The organism is Streptococcus milleri, from assembly GCF_900636525.1.
Taxonomy (GTDB): domain Bacteria; phylum Bacillota; class Bacilli; order Lactobacillales; family Streptococcaceae; genus Streptococcus; species Streptococcus hominis.
Map to the genome: position 1 here is coordinate 1,634,807 of NZ_LR134288.1, position 14,987 is coordinate 1,649,793.

Below are 14,987 nucleotides of genomic sequence, written 5' to 3' on the forward strand. Positions count from 1 at the left end.
CTCTATTTGTATTTGACAACATAACTAAGGACAAAGCCACGCTTATTTACGGTAAGACGGTAGAAACTCTCCAACCCTATTATGGAGATTATATGTTTTCATTGAATTTTTTAGTTATTGTAGCAAAATCCACACCAAATAGCAAGCTTTAAAAAATAGGAAAAACATTGAAATTTACTCCGCAAATCCTATCTGCAATACTTTGAGCAATCAATCACTACAACATTTGTTTAGTCTGTAATTAGTTTTGAAACTGCTAGTCGCTCTATCCACACATTTATGAGTAGTTGCGAAATAAGCAGAGCCGTCTAGCTCAGTCCCTGTTTACTCTACTGATCTTACTTCATATATGAAAGCAAGTAGCCATATCCTGCTTGTTCCATTTTTTCTTTTTTAATAAAGCGTAGTGCTGCTGAATTGATACAATAGCGAAGTCCGCCTTGTTCCTGTGGACCGTCTGTGAAAACGTGGCCTAAGTGTGCATTTCCTGAACGCGACCGCACTTCAATTCGCTCCATGCCGTGACTTTTATCTTGATAATACTTGATCACATCTTTAGCAATCGGTCTTGTAAAACTCGGCCAACCACAACCAGCATCAAACTTATCACTGGCAAAGAAAAGCGGTTCTCCCGTTGTCACATCCACATAAATGCCTTCTTCAAACATTGCAAAATATTCGTTATGAAATGGTCGTTCGGTTGCGGCATGTTGAGTGACTTGGTAGGATTCTTCAGACAAATCTGCCTTTAAAGCTGCTTCGTTCGGTTTCTCATATTGTCCTGGATCTACTAGAGGCTGGTAGGCATCATTGACATTGATATGGCAATAACCACTAGGATTTTTCTTGAGGTAATCTTGATGATAATCCTCTGCCAATACATAATGGCGCAGCGGTTCTACTTCCACCGCAATCTTCTGACCGAATTGCCGCTCTTGCTCTTTCACGACTTCGTTAATAACTGGCACATCCGTGTCGTTTGTGTAATAAATCCCTGTGCGATATTGACGACCAATATCGTTTCCTTGCTTATTGATAGACAGCGGATCAACCACCCGAAAATAATAGAGCAGAATTTCTCGCAAGCTAACCAGATTTTCATCATAAGTCACATGAACCGTTTCAGCATGGTCGGTTTGATGAATCAACTGGTAATTGGTAGATTCCACCTGCCCATTGGCATAGCCGACAGTTGTATCAGTCACACCTGTGATACGGGAAAAATATTCTTCCAAGCCCCAAAAGCAGCCACCTGCTAGATAAATTTCAGCCATAAAAACACCTCATTTCTTTGTTCTTATTTTCTCACAAATTCCTAAAATGTTATAAGAATTTGATTAGAACTTTCTTGAGAATGATATGGCAATGAACTGTTAAATACCACTCTGGTTTAATCCAGATAGTTCAACTTCCCACGAAAATCTTCTATGCTTTCATAGCCTTTTTCTAACATGATTGCTTTCAGCTCCTCAGTAATACGCTCAAAAGCTCCTACACCTTCTTTGTGCAGCGTTGTTCCGACTTGCACCATACTAGCTCCACAGAGAATATGCTCAAAAGCATCTCGACCCGTCAACACACCACCTGTACCGATGATTTGGATTGTAGGATTGAGCCGTTGATAAAAAGCATGAACATTAGCAAGGGCAGTCGGTTTGATGTATTCACCACCAATTCCGCCAAAGCCATTTTTCGGACGAATAACAACTGTTTCATCATCAATATAAAGACCATTTCCGATTGAGTTAACACAGTTGACAAAAGAAAGAGGAAATTTGTTAAAAATTGCTGCCGCTTGATCAAAATGTGCCATATCAAAATATGGTGGCAATTTAATGCCCAGCGGTTTAGTGAAATAGGCAAATACTTCACTCAAAATCTTCTCTGTCGCCTCAAAATCATAAGCGATTTGTGGCTTTCCAGGAACATTTGGACAAGATAGATTGAGCTCAGTCAAGCCTTTAAAGTTACTATCCTGCACCTTTTTCAAAAGGATGTGGGTTTCTTCTAGCGACAGACCTACCAGCGACAAAAAGAAGGTTCGATTGGACTCTGTTTTTTGTAGGTCTAACAAATACTCCAAATAATAATCCAATCCATGATTGGGTAGTCCCATTGAATTGATTGAACCTAGTGGTACATCTTGGTAACGAGGTTCAGGATTTCCTGCTCGCGCTTGCAAGGTTGCTGTCTTAGTCACAAAAGTTCCCGCAGCTGAGTTTTTAACTTCTTCTAGTTCTTCAATCGTCATGCAGGCAACGCCAGCCGCATTCATCAGGCAGTTGTCAAAAGAAAAACCAGCAATTTGTGTTTGAGTTGATAGCATGAAATGCTCCTTTCATTTTTTCTATTGTACCACTAAAAGCAGAAATATGACTCTTTTAACGGAATAGAAAGAAGAAACGTTCGGGATAAACAACTGAATCTTTGCTGAGCAAGAGTTTGTTTTGAATATTAAGTCGGAATTTTCAGAAAATTCAACTTTTTTCTTTACAGCTCTTTTGTTTTCTGTTATAATGGCACATGTAACAAAAGATAACACACACAGAACTAGGACGAAAGTCTCGTTCTGTGATTGGGCTAAGACCATTGATAGCTAGAACAGACAAGTCTAACAAATCTTGCAAAGCAACTTTTGTTGAGCTACCTCTTTTTCCCATGACCGTTCGAGCATAGGGAATTACGGACGTGGATATTAAGGAGCATAGCGACGTGATTGCTTTTGTTTTTTACAGTCTTAGTATCTTATTGCAACTGAACTCGGATGGAAAGTCTAGCAAAAAAGATAGGTTTCCTTGTGTTTATCAAACACGGCGTTAGCCTCCTATTTTTGTACGACTTTTACTCGTCCTCGTATCTTATTTAAGGAGAAATCTATGACAACTGCTAAAGAATATATCCAAAGCACTTTTGAAGCTGTGAAAGCTCGCAATGCTCACGAAGCAGAATTTCTGCAAGCGGTAGAAGAATTTTTAAACACGCTTGAACCAGTTTTTGAAAAACATCCTGAATACATTGAAGAAAACATTTTGGCGCGCATTACCGAGCCAGAACGTGTGATTAGTTTCCGTGTTCCTTGGGTTGATCGCGACGGCAAGGTTCAAGTCAATCGCGGTTACCGCGTACAATTTAATTCCGCAGTTGGGCCATATAAGGGCGGTCTTCGTTTCCACCCAACGGTTAATCAAGGGATTTTGAAATTTCTTGGATTTGAACAAATCTTTAAAAATGTTTTGACTGGACTGCCAATCGGCGGTGGTAAAGGTGGATCTGACTTTGATCCGAAAGGCAAGACAGATGCTGAAGTGATGCGTTTCTGCCAAAGCTTCATGACAGAATTGCAAAAATACATCGGTCCTTCTCTTGACGTTCCTGCTGGTGATATTGGGGTTGGCGGACGCGAGATTGGCTATCTTTACGGTCAGTACAAACGCCTACGCCAATTTGATGCTGGTGTCTTGACTGGTAAACCACTTGGTTTTGGAGGTTCTCTGATTCGCCCAGAAGCAACTGGTTACGGTCTTGTTTACTATACGCAAGAAATGCTTAAAGCAAACGGTGAAAGTTTTGACGGAAAGACCGTTGTTGTATCCGGTGCCGGAAATGTCGCCCAATATGCTGTGCAAAAAGCAACAGCTCTTGGTGCTAAAGTTATTTCTGTGTCTGATTCAAATGGCTATGTCATTGACAAAGATGGTATTGATTTTGACCTTCTAGTTGATGTAAAAGAAAAACGACGTGCTCGTCTGACAGAATACGCTGCTGAAAGGGCAAGCGCTACTTACCATGACGGTTCTGTATGGACTTATACTGAGAAATATGACATCGCTCTGCCATGTGCCACTCAAAATGAAATCGATGGTGAAGCAGCAAAACGCTTGGTAGCGCAAGGCGTATTCTGTGTATCAGAAGGTGCTAATATGCCAAGTAATCTTGACGCCATTGCCGTTTACAAAGAAAATGGTCTCCTTTATGGTCCTGCCAAGGCTGCAAATGCCGGTGGGGTGGCTGTATCTGCTCTTGAAATGAGCCAAAATAGCCTCCGTCTCTCATGGACGCGTGAAGAAGTAGATACTCGTCTGAAAGACATCATGACCAACATCTTCAACACTGCTAAGACAACTGCTGAAAACTACAATCTTGGCAAAGACTATCTAGCAGGAGCAAACATTGCTGCTTTTGAAAATGTCGCCAATGCTATGATTGCCCAAGGAATTGTTTAAACGAATATACAGGATAAAAGGCTGTGGACGAATTTGTCCACAGCCTTTTACTGTTCTTCTGCTGAAAATTTCTAAAACTTCACGCTTTTGGTTTCTCCCCACTTGACATTGTCATAAGTGAGAGTGTAAGGCTGCTGCGATCCGTCCTCACCGTCATACATCAGCTTCCATTCTACCTTTTCACCCGCTACGAGTTCCTCTTTGATTTTGTTGACCTCAAAAATATCATCATCCATTACATAGGATTCGCCCATTTCGTCTTGTAAATCAAAGTCATAAACATTGAGTGGGAGCTTTTCGCTAGAGGTATTTTCGATAATAACCTTAGCCGTAATCATCGCACCTGTTGCTTGACCTTCCATTCGCTCTTTAGAATCCACGTGAATGTACTGGACAGTAACTTTCAGACCATTTTCAAAACGAACGCTATCTCCCAGGCGATGATGTTTGTAATTATCTTGATAAATTTCAGTTCGAGTGCCATGTCCTAGAAAAGCAAGGTTGACAATACTTAAACCAGCCACCATGAGGGTGATGCAAAAGAGCATGACACAGCTAATGATTGTCGTCCAAAACAAAGGCTGTTTATACAAAGGCTGTTTCAAGCGATAGACATGACCGTCAGGGGTCGTTATTTCATGCGGTACTTGTTCTTCCATAGTAATCTCCTTTCTGCCTATGCTGGCGCATAAATAGTTGGCAAATCAATTCCTCCCTTTAATAGAGCGTCATGATACAGTCTGTAAAATTGATGATAAACGGTGCTTTGGCTACCGCTTTGGACGGTGATACTGACACGAAAATAAAATTGTCCATTGTCTGCGAGTTGAGGGCCTAGAATCACTGGTTCCTGCAAAATTTCTACTTGATCGCCCGCGTATTCCTCATTGACCTGCTGGATAATCTGAGTGACCTTCTCCAAATCCGTCTGAGCGTATAATGGAATATCAATGAGCGCTCGCATATTGCCACGTGAGAGATTACTGACGACGGTAATGTTGCGATTAGGAACGTAATGCAAAGTGCCATCCGCATCGCGCACTTGTGTCGTCCGAATTCCGACACTCACGACTGTTCCTGCGATTTTAATCGAGCCATTAGTCAGACGAACGCTGTCTCCGACATCCAACTGCCGCTCCAACAAAATAAAGAAACCATTGACTAAATCAGACAAGAAGCCTTGCGCTCCCATCCCGATTGCCACCCCAGCAATCCCAGCTCCTGCCAGTAAACTTGACACCGGCAAGCCTAAAATCGCCAATATCCAATAAATCAAAAAAAAGTAAAGGGTGTAATTCAGCAAATTTTCAATCAAACGAGTGAGGGTCTTTTGCCTCCCTTCGTCTTGACTAGAGAGTTTCAATGAGGGGGAGATAATCTTTCTTACGAGTACATGTACCAGCTTTTTAGCAAGGTAAAAGAGAGCTAGCAAGAGCAAAAGTGAAACGAGCTTGCTAAAGACATCATCTACCAAATGAGACCAGTTGAGTTTTTCAAAGTAGCGATAGAATACATTCTTGTTTACTGAGAGCATACTTCACCTCCTCGTATTTATCTCTATTATACCATATCTGAGCCTAATTGAATCAGGGGAATGCTAACTCCCCCCAGTGTATTCTATCTAAAACAGATTGATTTTTCAGAATATTTATACTATAATGGGAGACATTATGATCATGAAGGGATTATATGATATGAAAAGAATAGTTTTAGCTTGGAAAAAATCTAGTTTGATTAAGCGTATTGCTATCGGGATTGCATTAGGAGCTGTCCTTGGCTTGACCTTTCCTAAGCTATCAGCAATTGGGTTATTAGGAGATATATTTGTTGGTGGCTTAAAAGGCATTGCTCCACTGTTGGTTTTTGCTTTGGTGACCAATGCTCTATCACAACATCGAAAAGGGCAAGAAACCAACATGAAAACTATCATTATCTTGTATCTTTTGGGAACATTCTCAGCAGCTTTAGTCGCAGTGCTAGCTAACTACCTTTTTCCTTTACACATCACACTCACAGCGTCAAAGACCAAGATTACACCACCAGATGGGATTGGGCAAGTCCTCAGTAATTTGTTGCTCAAAGTAGTGGACAATCCAGTCAATGCTCTCATCACCGCAAACTATATTGGAATATTATCTTGGGCTGTGGTATTTGGACTTGCCATGCGTGAAGCCAGCAAAAGCAGTAAAGAGCTTTTGCAAACTATGGCAAGTGTAACCTCTAAGGTCGTTGAATGGATTATCAATCTGGCTCCTTTTGGAATTCTTGGTTTAGTCTTTAAAACGATTTCTGACAAAGGGTTGGCAGTGTTGGCTAACTATGGCAGCTTGTTAGCAGTTTTAATCGCTATCATGCTTTTTGTAGCTCTGGTCGTCAACCCTTTCATTGCTTTTGTTCTGATGAGAAAAAATCCCTACCCACTTGTTTGGCGGTGTTTAAAAGTCAGTGGTGTGACAGCTTTCTTCACACGTAGTTCAGCTGCTAATATTCCTGTCAACATGAAACTTTGTGAAGAACTAGGACTCAACAAAGATACCTATTCCGTTTCTATCCCACTTGGTGCCACTATTAACATGGCTGGAGCAGCTATTACCATCAATGTGCTCACCCTTGCTGCAGTCAATACATTAGGCATTTCGATTGACTTTGCGACAGCATTAATCCTCAGCATTGTCGCCGCTATCTCTGCTTGTGGCGCTTCCGGGGTGGCAGGTGGCTCTCTTTTGCTCATTCCTGTTGCTTGTAGTCTCTTCGGGATTTCAAATGATGTTGCCATGCAAGTCGTTGGGGTAGGATTCATCATTGGAGTTATCCAAGATTCCTGTGAAACGGCGCTCAATTCCTCAACGGATGCCCTCTTTACCGCAGTTGCAGAAAAAAGTACTTGGAGAAAAAGGAAAAAAACGTAATACAATGAGATTGGAAATGTCCCAGCCTCATTTTTTAATTAACCCAATTCTGCTTTAGACTCCTTGCCCTTGCAACGGGCAAGGATATCCGCATAGTGCTTGCGGCTGTTATTGAGCACGGAAAGGAAGATTACTAAGTTTAAGTCCAATGAGCTTTTCTTGCTTCATAAATTTCTTCTTTCCTTTTTTACTTATCACTTAAAGCGACCGTTTCAATGACTTCTCCTTTTTCCGTCAGCGCGGCGGATGACCTCAACTACTTTTCGTTTGCTTCGTCCGCCCGGCGGAAAGTCTCCTTTACTTTTGGTTCACTCCGTCCGCCCGGCGGACGGCATGAATCAAAAGAAGTTTATCTCGTCCGCCGAGCGGACGAAATGAACGACAATCAGTTTGCCTTGTCAGCCGCGCGGACGAAATGAAATTGTCTCGTTTGTAGTTTTCTCATGCTTAACTTCTAACTTTATTTTTTGAAGATAACTTTGAAAAGAAGGTAGGTACAAATGAATAAAAGTACAACAATGACGAATACAGCTACTATTCCAAATGTTCCCAGGATTTAATCGTCCTTTCTGATTGAAACAATCTTTCTTCATTTTCATTATAGCACCGATTAGTGTATTGATCTATTAGCAAAAAGGTAGTGACTGATGAAAACGAATTTTCGTCAAAAGTACTCTTCTAATCTTGAAAAGAGAAAAGGCTTGAAACTTTCGTTCAAGCCTTTTCTTTTTTAGCTCAATTCCGCTACAATAGCTTTTAATTGTTCTTTGGTATGAACACCAACAACTTGCTTCACCACTTGCCCGTCTTTTTTGAAGATGAGGGTCGGGATTGACATGATACCAAATTCACGAGGTGTATTTGGATTGGCGTCCACGTCCATTTTAAAAATCTTCAATTCGTCTTCATGCACTTCTTCGGCTAATTTTTCCAAAATCGGTGCCTGCATGCGGCAAGGACCACACCATGCTGCCCAAAAGTCAATGAGGACAAGTCCGTCTTTTGTTTCTTCTGCAAAATTTGCATCTGTAACTGCTGCTACCATATTATTCTCCTCTGACGATGACCAATGTCATCGCTCTATTTCATTTCTTGACATCATTCTACACTAAAAGGGAGCATTTGCAAAATATTTGCTACGGAGCGAGGACTCCTCCGCAAATTAGTATTCAATAATTTTCCAAAAACGAACTTCTATTCGTTAGCAATTACTTGAGGCGAAGCATTTGTAGGGGCAGAATGTGCTACGGAGTTAGTCGCTCAAAGAAAAATGATTGGTCATCAGATTGCTGGCGTCTAGCAGGATTTTATTCAGAAGTTGGTCCGTTGCTTCTTGAATTTTATCGCTTAGGGCTTGATTTTCTGCTTCGAAGTCAACTATTTCTCCCTTTTCTAAGGCACAATCCACGCGCCCTAACATTTCATGTCCCAAAGCCATGGTCGTTTCTTGGTAATCATCCAAATCTCCCAGATGACTAGAAAAATGCGCGTCAGCCAAAGCAGCGATTAAGCGATTTGTCCAATAAAACGAATCCGTAGAGACTTTCTCACCTGTATTCGCAAAATAAGTCGGCGTCGTAGAAATTTGAGTAAAGAAAGGCACGGCTGTATTGTAAGGCATAGAGCCATAGGACAACCATTGAATGCCCGTCGTTTCCTGCGGTTTATTGGGTCTCAACTGCAAGATAGATGTTTGACTTGTGCGGTTAATCCCAATCGTGCGGAAGGTCCGCTGGCTGTGAGGTGTGCCTTCTAAGCCATAAGGGTCATAAGGAGAGTCTTGGTAATGGCTGCTAAGGACATACTTGACATCTTCAATCGTGATTTTGCGGTAGGGTTTTTGACACCAAGGAAGGAAAAAGGAGCGCGGCTCTTGCTCGATTTCTGGATTGAGAAAACGCTGAATATCCCAAGCACGCGGTGTATTGTAATGACGGTCTTTGTCACGCTGGCTGCCAAAAGCATAGCGCGGATTGAAAGATTCCCCGTCATAGTTGAGATTCAAATGATTGCGACGAATAAAGTCTTTCAAATCAGAATCACAGAGGAAATATTCTGGATTGTCAAACTCAAAATAATCCATTCCCAGCTGGTTTGGATTGGTCACATAGGCGTCATCTGGCACACGGCGAGCTATCCAATGATGTCCGCCGATTGTCTCCAACCACCAAATTTCATCCACGTCAGAAAAGGCAATCCCGTTTGACTCATAGGTGCCGTATTCTTCAAGAATCTTCCCTAAGCGCAACACGCCCTCACGCGCCGTTTTGATATAAGGTAGCACCAAGGTCAGCATATCTTCTTCTCCGATACCAGTCGCCACCAAAGGATCTGCTCCCAGCACTCGGCTATTGGTGGTAATCGTCTCTGTCTCGCTCATGGCTACATTGTAAACATTGATACCAGCTTCACCCCAAATCCCGTCTTTTGCAAGAGCGTCCGGTACACTGGTGTAGCGAACTGGATTGTCCGGCAAATCTATCTCAAAGCTTGATAGTAAAGACTTGTAATGCCGCGGCTGATCTTCTGGGCTAACAACAATAAATTTCTTGGGCGTAAACACACCATTTTGTGAATCTTCTGTACGTGCAATGATAGTTGAACCGTCATAACTTGCTTTTTTCCCAACCAGAATCGTTGTACAAGAATCTTGTATTCCTTTTTGTCTCATAAATGTTTCCTCTCTTCATTCTTTCTTTTTTATCCTGAACAGTTTTGCTTTGTTCACCAACTCTGCATTACTTAAACACCACAATCGTTGCTCCGCTGCCCCCAGCATTTTGCGGTGCATAGCCGAAACTCTTGACATGCTTATTGCGACGGAGATATTTGGTGACGCCTTCGCGAATGATGCCCGTCCCGATCCCGTGAATAATATCCACCTGTGCCATATTGTTGAGCAAGGCTTGGTCGATAAAGGTATCCAGCTCTTGCATGGCTTCTTCATAACGTTTTCCTCGCAAATCCAGTCGGGCTCTTGGTCCGCTTGTGGTTGTTCGTTTCACCACATTGACCTGCTTGCGCTTAGGCTGTTCTTTTTCAGCTTTGAGCAGGTTAAACTCTGCTTCCTCCAAGGTCATCTTGATGAGTCCCACCTGTGCTTCCCAGCGACCGTCTTTGAGCTGATTGACAAGCGTGCCTCTCTGACCGTAGCTAATCACCAGAATATCGTCTCCCACTTTTGGTTTCCGTGCTTTTTTGGCTTGTTTCAACACTTTATTCTGTGACAAATCCACCGTTTCAGGAGCCAATTTTTTCAGCTGGCTTTTGGCTTCGATAATTTCGTGCGGTTTGAGACTGGACTTAGCATGTAGATTTTTGAGAATCGTATCACTCTCGGTCAGCGCCACATCAATGATTTCCTGCGCTTCCAGCCTTGCCTTATTTAGCTCAGTTTCTTTTTCCCGATTGAACTCATTGTAGAGCTTTTTAAGAGCACGGTTAAATTTGAGATTTTCTTGCTCCACTTCTCGGATATTATCCAACCGCTTGCGACTTTCCAATGTCTGTTCTTCCAAGCGCTCAATAACGCGATTGACATCGCTGTCCGTGTCAGTCAATTCTTGAGCATCCTTGACCACTCTATCAGACAGACCTAAACGCCTTGCAATCTCAAAAGCATTGGAGCGACCCGGCACTCCCTGCATAAAACGATAAGTTGGCCTTAGGCTTTCTGTATCAAACTCCATGCTGGCATTTTGCACTCCCTCAGTCTCAATCCCATAGACCTTAAGCTCTGGATAGTGGGTCGTTGCCATTGTCTTGACCTGTCGCAGTCGCAAGTCTTCAAGAATTGCCATAGCAAGAGCTGCACCCTCCTGCGGGTCGGTTCCAGCTCCAAGCTCATCCAAAAGCACCAAGGCATTCTCATCAGCCTGCTCTAAAATAGAGACAATGTTCGTCATATGGCTGGAGAAAGTCGACAAACTCTGCTCAATAGACTGCTCGTCTCCAATGTCCGCAAAGATTTGGTCAAAAATCCCCACTCGACTCCCTTCATCTGCCAAAATAGGCAGGCCAGACTGTGCCATAAGCTGAGCCAAGCCTAGGGTTTTGAGCATAATGGTCTTTCCGCCTGTATTCGGGCCCGTAATGACAATCTCAGTCAAATCCGCCGCAAAGTACAAGTCATTGGCTACTGCATTTTCTATCAGAGGATGAGCAACATGGAGCAGGCGAATATCCTTACTATCAGACAGCATTGGCACCACCGCGCCTCTTTCCTGCATAAAACACACTTTTGCCCGAACTAGATCCAAATGTCCGATAATCCAAGCATTATTAGCAATTTCAGCAATATGAGGACGTATGCGGTCAGACAACTCTTGTAAAATCCGCAAAATCTCATAGCGCTCGTCTGCCCGCGCATTGGTGATTTCTTCATTGAGATTGACCACCGCCCGCGGCTCAATATACACCGTGTTTCCACTGGCAGAAATATCGTGCACCACGCCTGAGATACGATTGCGGAATGTATTTTTGACCGGCAAAACATTGCGACCGTTTCGACTAGCTACTACTTGATCTGCTAGCATATCGCCCTTGGTTTTGAGAATATCTTGCAAAATATCTCTCACTTGAACTTCATTTTCTTGAATTTTTCGGCGAATGCGAGCCAAATTATCACTAGCAAAACTTTCAACAAATCCGCCCTCATTGATAGCCTGCAACGCTCCTTGCAAGCTCGGAAAAGAAACCAAATTTTCAAAAAGCCGATTCAATCTTTGCAACTCAATATTTTCCAAATCCTCATAAAAATCAGTCAATTCTTGCGTGACAGCCAAAACCCGCTTCAGAGCGAGAAATTCTTCAATGTTTAAGTCGCCTTCCAGCTCCAAGCGCTTGGTCAAGCCCGTAATGTCTTGGGTCGCAGCTAGACTAAAATGCGGACGCTGTACAAAAATCTGCTGCATGTCCGTCATTTCTAAGAATGCTGTCTCCAGCCTTTCCTGTTTATTGGATGGGAACAGCTGCTGCAATTCCAAGCACCCTTGTTCTGTCAGCAGATAGGGTTCAAAGAGTGCCTTGATTTTCCCAAATTCTAATGTTTCTAAAATTTTTCTATTCATATTCTTATCTTTCCTGATGAAAAAGAAACTCAGCTAGCACCACCAACTGAGTCTTTGTATTTATCCGATGATTTTGGTCACCCAGAGTTGTTTTAACATTCCTGAAGTAATTGGTGTGTGACTGATGATAAAACGAGCTAAACCACTGGCATTGAGATGATTTTGAACAAGTGGTAAGGGAATCGTTGCTAAAACGGTCAGCAATATTTGAATCCCAAACAAAGTGACGCAAACAGCCAAAACACCGCTAGCAACATTGTACCAACGCTCATTGGCTTTCTTGTTTGGCACCAAGTGAATAAAAATCCCAATAAAACGGGCTATGCTATAAACAATCGTATAAACTGCTAGATAAGCCAGACCGGCATAAAAAACCTTGTCCAACTGGAACAATTGACTGCTGGGAAAGAAATAGGTAAATGTCCCTTCCTGTGCACTCGCATAGGGTACTAAAAGATTAATTTTTTCACCTAGAGATTGGTACAATTGCCCCGCAATAATAGCTGAAACAACCGCCGAAACAGTATAATAAGCTTGCAAAATAATTCCGCGCGAATAGCCAATGTAAAAACTCCAAGCTAAAATCAGCAAAATTACTAATGAAATCATAGGGCGCCCTCTTGCTCACTTACCTTTTGCTTGTTGGCTTCTAGCACTTTTTTACGAAGTTCTTCCAGCTCTTGCTCCTTGTCATCGAACTCAATCTCACGTGACAATTGCGTCGCTAAACTATTAACCGCCAGCAAAATAGCTAATGTTTCATCATCTGCCGCAGGCATCTTCTCTTTAATTGCGTGATATTTTTCTGTCGCAACCTTTTCAACTTCTTCCATGAATAAATTATCGTGTTCTGTTGTTAAGGTTACACTCTTCTTTCCGAAAGTAAATTTGTATCGATTTAAGTTTGCCATAAAATCACCTCAAAATATTATACCAAAAGGAAGCGATTTTGTCAGTTTTTAAAGAAATTTATAACTTTTATGGTACAATAACAATATGGAAAGTATTACCTTGCAACCAAGCGAGAGACAAATTCAAGATTTTGTCACACAATATCAGACACAGCTTGTCGCTAGCAAAAATCCCTACATTCGCTATCTTTTTAAGCTTGATAAGGCAACTGTCTCCATCTATACTTCAGGAAAAGTCCTCTTTCAAGGGGAAACAGCCGGACAGGCAGCACAATTTTTTGGCTATCAAGCGTCCAAAGAAAAAACGACATCTCATTGGCAGAATTGTCCTCTTATTGGGACAGATGAGGTGGGAAATGGCTCTTATTTTGGCGGGCTCGCTGTTGTGGCGTCTTTTGTGACACCAGAACAGCATGATTTTTTACGAAAGCTGAGAGTTGGAGATTCTAAAACTTTGACAGACCAAAAAATCAGGCAAATCGTTCCTCTGTTGAAAGAAAAAATTCAACACCAAGCTCTGCTATTGTCTCCGAAAAAATACAACCAAGTCATCGCTGCTGGCTATAATGCAGTCTCTGTCAAGGTTGCCCTTCACAATCAAGCCATTTATCTGCTCTTGCAAACGGGAGTGCAGCCAGAAAAAATTGTTATTGATGCCTTCACAAGTGACAAAAATTATCAGAAATATCTCCAGCAGGAAAGCAATCGCTTTTCAAATCCTATTACACTAGAGGAAAAAGCGGAAGGGAAATACTTAGCCGTAGCAGTCAGCTCCATGATTGCCCGTGACCTCTTTTTAGAAAATCTTGAAAATTTAAGTCAAGAGCTCGGCTATGAATTGCCCAGTGGAGCAGGAGCAAAGTCCGATAAAATCGCAAGTCAGCTTCTTCAAGCCTACGGCATAAAAGGCTTAGAAGCGAGTGCAAAACTGCATTTTCAAAATACTGAAAAAGCGAAGAAACTTCTAGAAAGGTAAGTTATGCAAACAAAATCAACTACTTTTTCAAAATTTATGAAAGAATGGGGATTTTTTATCCTCTTTATGGCCGTTCTTTTCTTATCACGCGCCTTTCTTTGGGTTCCTGTCAAGGTTGACGGGCATTCAATGGATCCAACCTTAGCTAATGGAGAATATCTATTCGTTGTCAAACACCTGCCTGTCAATCGCTTTGATATTGTCGTTGCAAGTGAAAAAGATGAAGATGGAAAAACTAAGCAAATTGTCAAGCGGGTGATTGGTCTTCCTGGAGACACTATCCGCTACGAAAACGACCAACTATATGTAAATGGCAAAAAGACCAACGAACCTTATCTTAAAAATTACCTCGCGAAGTTTAAAGATGATAAATTGCAGGCAACCTATTCCTATAACAGTTTCTTTCAGTCTTTAGCAGATAAAGCTCAAGCCTTTACGCAGGATGCAAATGGGAACACTAGCTTTACCATTGAAGTTCCAAAAGACGAATACCTGCTTTTAGGAGATGACCGTCTTGTCTCAAAAGACAGCCGTCAGGTGGGAACATTTAAAGCCAATCAATTGCAGGGCGAAGCAAAATTCCGTTTCTGGCCTTTGAATAGAATCGGCACTTTCTAATCTCAAACAAGTCTATTTTGATTCGTTGGAGCTGGGTAAAAAGTGTTCCAGCCTATCAGATTTAGGAATAAACGAATAACGCAGCTTCAACAATCTAGTGAATTGTTGACGGTTGGAAATCAGACTTGCGAAGCAAGCCACCGTGATTGCTCAAAGCACTGCTTTGAGGTGGCAGATAAAACTTGCGAAGCAAGTATCAAAGTTGTTCGCTTTTCAAGCTTGGAAGAGCACCTTTGACGAAAACTTCGTTTTCTTCATCTACAACCTTAAACAGCTTGATA

Annotated in this window: 13 protein-coding genes and 1 riboswitch; of the genes, 4 read left to right on the plus strand and 9 right to left on the minus strand. The window is 42.0% G+C overall.

Annotated features, from left to right (window positions below):
* Positions 1–13: 13 nt before the first annotated feature.
* Positions 14–116: riboswitch (purine riboswitch) on the minus strand.
* A 222-nt stretch (positions 117–338) separates the two neighbouring features.
* Positions 339–1,274, minus strand: a complete 936-nt coding sequence (gene msrB, locus EL087_RS08030) for a peptide-methionine (R)-S-oxide reductase MsrB (RefSeq protein WP_126407891.1) — start codon at positions 1,272–1,274, stop codon at positions 339–341.
* Positions 1,275–1,390: 116 nt separating this feature from the next.
* Entirely contained in the window at positions 1,391–2,326 is a 936-nt protein-coding gene (locus EL087_RS08035; protein WP_004224442.1) for a dihydroorotate oxidase, read from the minus strand.
* A 550-nt stretch (positions 2,327–2,876) separates the two neighbouring features.
* Between EL087_RS08035 and gdhA the strand changes: the two genes are divergently transcribed.
* The gene (gdhA, locus tag EL087_RS08040; RefSeq protein WP_126407893.1) at positions 2,877–4,223 is read left to right on the plus strand and encodes an NADP-specific glutamate dehydrogenase; all 1,347 of its coding nucleotides are present in this window, start codon (positions 2,877–2,879) and stop codon (positions 4,221–4,223) included.
* A gap of 71 nt (positions 4,224–4,294) precedes the next feature.
* Here the strand turns inward: gdhA and EL087_RS08045 are convergent, their stop codons facing one another.
* Both EL087_RS08045 and EL087_RS08050 read right to left on the minus strand, forming a co-directional pair.
* Positions 4,295–4,882, minus strand: coding sequence for a DUF4352 domain-containing protein (locus tag EL087_RS08045; protein ID WP_126407895.1), 588 nt, complete (start codon positions 4,880–4,882; stop codon positions 4,295–4,297).
* Positions 4,883–4,899: 17 nt separating this feature from the next.
* Positions 4,900–5,757: a mechanosensitive ion channel family protein gene (locus EL087_RS08050; protein WP_003039594.1), complete on the minus strand. Its 858-nt coding sequence runs from the start codon at positions 5,755–5,757 to the stop codon at positions 4,900–4,902.
* Between the two features lie 160 nt (positions 5,758–5,917).
* Between EL087_RS08050 and sstT the strand changes: the two genes are divergently transcribed.
* On the plus strand, positions 5,918–7,132 hold the full coding sequence (gene sstT / locus EL087_RS08055; protein ID WP_100069427.1) for a serine/threonine transporter SstT: 1,215 nt from the start codon (positions 5,918–5,920) through the stop codon (positions 7,130–7,132).
* Between the two features lie 730 nt (positions 7,133–7,862).
* On the opposite strand, the gene trxA is transcribed toward sstT, so the two are convergent.
* The 5 genes from trxA to EL087_RS08080 form a co-directional block, all read right to left on the minus strand.
* Positions 7,863–8,177, minus strand: a complete 315-nt coding sequence (gene trxA / locus EL087_RS08060; protein ID WP_106384693.1) for a thioredoxin — start codon at positions 8,175–8,177, stop codon at positions 7,863–7,865.
* Between the two features lie 207 nt (positions 8,178–8,384).
* Positions 8,385–9,803, minus strand: coding sequence for a C69 family dipeptidase (locus EL087_RS08065; RefSeq protein ID WP_126407897.1), 1,419 nt, complete (start codon positions 9,801–9,803; stop codon positions 8,385–8,387).
* Between the two features lie 67 nt (positions 9,804–9,870).
* Positions 9,871–12,201, minus strand: coding sequence for an endonuclease MutS2 (locus tag EL087_RS08070; protein ID WP_126407899.1), 2,331 nt, complete (start codon positions 12,199–12,201; stop codon positions 9,871–9,873).
* Between the two features lie 60 nt (positions 12,202–12,261).
* A complete protein-coding gene (locus tag EL087_RS08075) occupies positions 12,262–12,810 on the minus strand; it encodes a CvpA family protein (RefSeq protein ID WP_126407900.1) in 549 nt (182 codons plus the stop codon).
* The gene (locus EL087_RS08080; RefSeq protein ID WP_004224416.1) at positions 12,807–13,112 is read right to left on the minus strand and encodes a hypothetical protein; all 306 of its coding nucleotides are present in this window, start codon (positions 13,110–13,112) and stop codon (positions 12,807–12,809) included. Before EL087_RS08080 ends, EL087_RS08075 begins: the two co-directional genes overlap by 4 nt.
* Positions 13,113–13,197: 85 nt before the next feature.
* On the opposite strand from EL087_RS08080, the gene rnhC reads away from it, so the two are divergent.
* Entirely contained in the window at positions 13,198–14,088 is an 891-nt protein-coding gene (gene rnhC, locus EL087_RS08085; RefSeq protein ID WP_126407902.1) for a ribonuclease HIII, read from the plus strand.
* Between the two features lie 3 nt (positions 14,089–14,091).
* Positions 14,092–14,706: a signal peptidase I gene (lepB, locus tag EL087_RS08090; RefSeq protein WP_126407904.1), complete on the plus strand. Its 615-nt coding sequence runs from the start codon at positions 14,092–14,094 to the stop codon at positions 14,704–14,706.
* Positions 14,707–14,987 lie beyond the last annotated feature (281 nt).